The following is a 4113-nucleotide window of genomic DNA, read 5'->3' on the forward strand; positions in this document are numbered from 1 at the left end:
TGAAGAGCGCCCCGCCGCCTCGAACTTTATGTCCAAAACTCATCAGGATCATCATCATGTCCCTGCAAACCGAACTTGACGCCTTCAAAGCCGCCTGGACCTCCCGTGTCGGCGCCGACATCGCCGGCCTGGTCGAGACCGACAACGCAGCACTCCAAGCCCTTGCGGATCGCGCAGTGAAGCAAGGCGACCCCTTCCCCGCCCTCGCCCTGCCCAATCACAAAGGTGACGTCACCGACCTCGCGGCATTGATGGCGGACCGCCCGCTGATCGTGACGTTCTATCGCGGCGGCTGGTGCCCCTACTGCAATCTCGAGCTGCGCGCCTATCAGGCGCTGCTGCCGGAGATCGCGGCGCTAGGCGCGCGTCTGGTCGCGGTATCGCCGGAGACGCCGGACAACACGCTGTCGACGGCGGAGAAGAACGCCCTCGGCTTCGAGGTGCTGTCGGACACCGAGGGCCGCCTCGCCGACGCACTTTGGATCCGCTAGGAGCTGACCGCGCCGATCAAGGCGCTGTACCAGAAGTTCGGTCACGACCTGCCGGTGCACAATGGCGACGGCCGCTGGTCGCTGCCGATGCCCGCGACCTATGTCGTCGCCAAGGGCGGCGGCATCCTGCTTGCGCATGTCAGTCCGGACTATCGGACGCGGCTGGAGCCCCAGGCGGCGCTGGCCGCGCTCACCTCGTCGGCCGCGGCAGCCGCCTGATCGGCGCCCAAGAGGAGACAGACCCATGACACCCGACGGCAAGCTCGCTCTGATCACCGGCGCCGGCAGCGGCATCGGCCGCGCCACCGCTCTCGCGCTGGCGAGGCGCGGCGTCCACCTCGTGCTGTTCGGCCGCACGCCGGCCAAGCTGGCGGAGACGGCGGACATCGCCGTCAGCTTTGGCGTGAGGATCGAGACGCTCAGCGGCGATGTCGCCGACGAAGCCGCCTGCGCCAGCACACTGGCTCTGGCGCGCGCGCGCTTCGGCCGCCTCGATATCCTCGTCAACAATGCCGGAAATGTTCGCGCCGGCCGGCTGGAGGCGACCGAAATCGCCGACATCCGCGCCATGATCGAGGTCGACCTGCTCGCCCCGATCCTGTGGACCCGCGCGGCGCTGCCGCTGCTGCGCGCCAGCGGTGACGCCGCGATCGTCAACGTCGCCTCCGGCATCGCGCTCGTCGGCGCGCCGTTCTACGCCACCTATGCCGCGGCCAAAGCCGGCCTCGCGCGGTTCGGCGAGGCGCTTCATCGCGAGCTGCTCGACGAGGGCGTGCGGGTGCTGACCGTCTATCCCGGCGCGACCGAGACGCCGATGATGGCGAGCAACAAGGCTGGGCCCGATCTCGGCTTTGCGCGGGAAACGCCGGAGATGGTCGCCGATGCACTGGTCGAGGGTCTCGTCTCCGGTGCCCGAGAGGTCATCCGCGCCAACGAGACCAGGCGCGCGATGATCGCGCTCAACCGCGATCATCCGGAACAGATCGACGAGCGCTTCCGCATGCTGAAGCCCCGGCTCGAACTGGCCGTTGCGGACCATCACGCGCCGTGATGATCGCGACGCGCGATCGCCGCGTTATCGTCCGACGCCCCGCTTGCGCCGTCCCCGGCGCCATTCCGGTGCGGTACGCGAGATCGGGCAACACCGAGCAGCTCGGCCGCAGCACGGTTCCTGTTGCACCACGTGTGGGAACGTTCGCGATCCGCGGCTGTTGGTCGGTCCCGTCAGCCACTCCTCACAACGCCGAGCCCTCGCGCATGACCGTCGATCACAAGCAGACCTGCCTGGTGTTCGCTGGCGGTCTCGGCCTCGGCGCCTATCATGGCGGCGTGTTCGAGGCTTTCGTCGCACGAGGCTGGTCGCCCGATTGGGTGACCGGCGCCTCCGCCGGCGCGATTACGGCAGCATTGATCGCAGGCAGCGAGCCGCAGGCCCGCGTCGACAGTCTCCGCAGCTATTGGCAGGCGCGAACCGGCAACCAGATCTGGATTGGCGACCCCAACCGTCACCTGTCGGCGTGGCTGAGTTCGATCGGCACCCGCCTGTTCGGCAACTCCGGATTCTTTCATCCCCGCCTGCCGACAGCCGGTCCCCGTTTCACCGCCTTCTACGATCTCGCCCCGACTCGCGAGCGCCTGCGCAGCCTGATCGATTTCGGCCGGCTCAATGCCGGCGAGCCGCGCGTCGCGATCGTCGCCACCGACCTGGCGAGCGGCGATCCCGTGATCTTCGACAGCAGCACCGAACGGATCGAGATGGATCACATCCTGGCGAGCTGCGGCCTGATTCCGGAGTTCGCTCCGGTGTGCATCGGCGGGCGCTGGCTCGGCGATGGCGGGCTCTCGCTCAACGCGCCATTCGAGCCGGTGCTCGACAGCGAGCGGCCGCTGCGCCTCATCATTGTCGATCCGTTCGCCCGTGACGGCGACGTCCCAGACGGTCTGGAGGCGGCGGTCGAGCGCAAGAACGACCTGATGTTCGGCAACCAGACCTTCCAGCGGCTGCGGCATGCACTCGACGCCCGACGGCTGCGGGCGCAGCTGCAAGGCCGCGGCGCGGCCGACGAAATTCTTCTCCTGAGCTACCGGCCCGGTCCCGAGGAGGCCGGACCGGAGAAAACCTTCGACCTCTCGCGTACGGCCATGGCCCAGCGCTGGCGTGCCGGCCATCTCGACCTGCAGCAGGCGGAAGAGGCGGCAACGACCAGGGATGGCATCCAGCTGGTGAGGCGTTTACCGGCGCCCGGGCCGGCTGCGATGCGGGCGATGGCGCCGAGCTGACCTCGCCTGGCAGCCCGCCGATGGCGGGCGGGGAAAGTTCCAGGCTTGACGGAACAGCCACAAACCGGACAAAGATTGCGCCAAAATGTCGCGGCGGAGGTTTGGGCCATGCGATATCTCGACGGCGCGGTGATGTTCTTCAGCCTATGGCTGCTGGCGTCCATGCTTCTCGACGCCCTGACGCCGCCCGAGCTGACCTTCTACATGATCGGCCCGGCGATTGCGCCGGCGGTCCTGGTGGCCGGCTTCCTGTACTGGCTGCGCATTCCCCCTGTCGATTTCGCGGTGGTTTTCGGCACGCTCTGGATGGTGTCCGAGATGGTGCTGGAGATGATCTCGCCGAAGGCGCTGTCGCCTTTGATGGCCGTCCTCGCCGTCGCCCCGCTGTTGCTGGCTGGGATCCTCGTCCATGTCCGGCAGTGGCGGCAGTCCGACCGGCGCGTCCGGCCGGTCGCTTCGGCGTCGATCAAGAGCCTCCCCAACTCACCCGGCTCGATCGCGACGCGGCGGCCGCTCTGATCGGTCGCAGGCGCATCCTGTATTTCGGCGCAGCGGCATCATCGCGTGCGCCCAGGTTGGCCAGAGCGGTCTACGACGATCGTGCTACACCACCTGCGACCCGAGCGCATGCGTGATCATCGCCGCGACCGACCCGTCATGGGCGAAGCCCAGCGCCATTTCGGCTTGCGCATCCAGCGGAGGATAGCGCCCGAACACGGCCTCGATCCGCTGATCCGGCGCGAAGCTCACCAGCCGCGCCCGCTCGGCACCGAACAGCTGGACCAGGCCCTCCACCACCTCGGCGACGGAGAGATGCAGCGCCGGCAGCTGGAGCGGTCCGCAGATGTCGGTTGTGCCGGCCAGGACAAGATGATCGACGACCGCTTTCTGCGAAAGCCACCAGCAGGTCGCCGCCGCAGAGACCGGGCAGTTATAGCGCTCGCCGGCGGCCAGCGCGTGCAGCAGCTCGCTCATGAAGGCCGAGCCGAAGCCGCTCACCGGCCGCGGCCGCGCGACGATCCCCGGCAGCCGCAACGAGACGCCTGACAGCTCGCCCCGCCTGGTGTGATCGGCCACTGCGATCTCCACCATCCGCTTGTGCGCGCCATAGGTGGTGGCCGGCCGCGGCTCGGTTCGCGGGCTGAGCACTGTGTCCGCGACCGGGCCATACACCGCGATGCTGCTTGCATAAACGACGCGCGGGCGCTGCCGCGCCACCGCGAGCCATTGCAGCAGATCGAGCGAGGCATCCAGGTTGACGCGGCGGCCGAGCGCGGGCTCGGCTTCGGCACGCGCGCCAGGAATGCTGGCGAGATGAAACACCAGGTCGAATGCGGACCCG

The 4113-nt window shown here is 68.5% G+C and carries 6 protein-coding genes; 5 read left to right on the plus strand and 1 reads right to left on the minus strand.

Features of this window, described 5'->3' with window-relative positions; genetic code table 11:
* Positions 1-56: 56 nt before the first annotated feature.
* From BRAO375_RS01850 to BRAO375_RS01865, 5 genes are all read left to right on the plus strand, one after another.
* On the plus strand, positions 57-491 hold the full coding sequence (locus BRAO375_RS01850; protein WP_009025745.1) for a peroxiredoxin-like family protein: 435 nt from the start codon (positions 57-59) through the stop codon (positions 489-491).
* Between the two features lie 54 nt (positions 492-545).
* Complete coding sequence (locus tag BRAO375_RS38455; RefSeq protein ID WP_009025746.1) at positions 546-710, plus strand: thioredoxin domain-containing protein; 165 nt, start codon at positions 546-548, stop codon at positions 708-710.
* Positions 711-735: 25 nt separating this feature from the next.
* Entirely contained in the window at positions 736-1542 is an 807-nt protein-coding gene (locus BRAO375_RS01855) for an SDR family NAD(P)-dependent oxidoreductase (RefSeq protein WP_009025747.1), read from the plus strand.
* A 206-nt stretch (positions 1543-1748) separates the two neighbouring features.
* Positions 1749-2771, plus strand: coding sequence for a patatin-like phospholipase family protein (locus BRAO375_RS01860; RefSeq protein ID WP_009025748.1), 1023 nt, complete (start codon positions 1749-1751; stop codon positions 2769-2771).
* Positions 2772-2903: 132 nt separating this feature from the next.
* Positions 2904-3290: a hypothetical protein gene (locus tag BRAO375_RS01865; RefSeq protein WP_009025749.1), complete on the plus strand. Its 387-nt coding sequence runs from the start codon at positions 2904-2906 to the stop codon at positions 3288-3290.
* A gap of 84 nt (positions 3291-3374) precedes the next feature.
* On the opposite strand, the gene BRAO375_RS01870 is transcribed toward BRAO375_RS01865, so the two are convergent.
* Positions 3375-4113, minus strand: a 739-nt coding sequence (locus BRAO375_RS01870) for an NAD-dependent epimerase/dehydratase family protein (RefSeq protein WP_035638407.1), incomplete at its 5' end; no start/stop codon positions are given.

Source organism: Bradyrhizobium sp. ORS 375, assembly GCF_000239775.1.
Classification (GTDB): domain Bacteria; phylum Pseudomonadota; class Alphaproteobacteria; order Rhizobiales; family Xanthobacteraceae; genus Bradyrhizobium.

Excerpts from the sequence above, each read along its gene's own strand:
- BRAO375_RS01850 (WP_009025745.1), top strand. The coding sequence starts at position 57 with ATGTCCCTGCAAACCGAACTTGACGCCTTCAAAGCCGCCTGGACCTCC.
- BRAO375_RS01855 (WP_009025747.1), top strand. The coding sequence starts at position 736 with ATGACACCCGACGGCAAGCTCGCTCTGATCACCGGCGCCGGCAGCGGC.
- BRAO375_RS01860 (WP_009025748.1), top strand. The coding sequence starts at position 1,749 with ATGACCGTCGATCACAAGCAGACCTGCCTGGTGTTCGCTGGCGGTCTC.
- BRAO375_RS01865 (WP_009025749.1), top strand. The coding sequence starts at position 2,904 with ATGTTCTTCAGCCTATGGCTGCTGGCGTCCATGCTTCTCGACGCCCTG.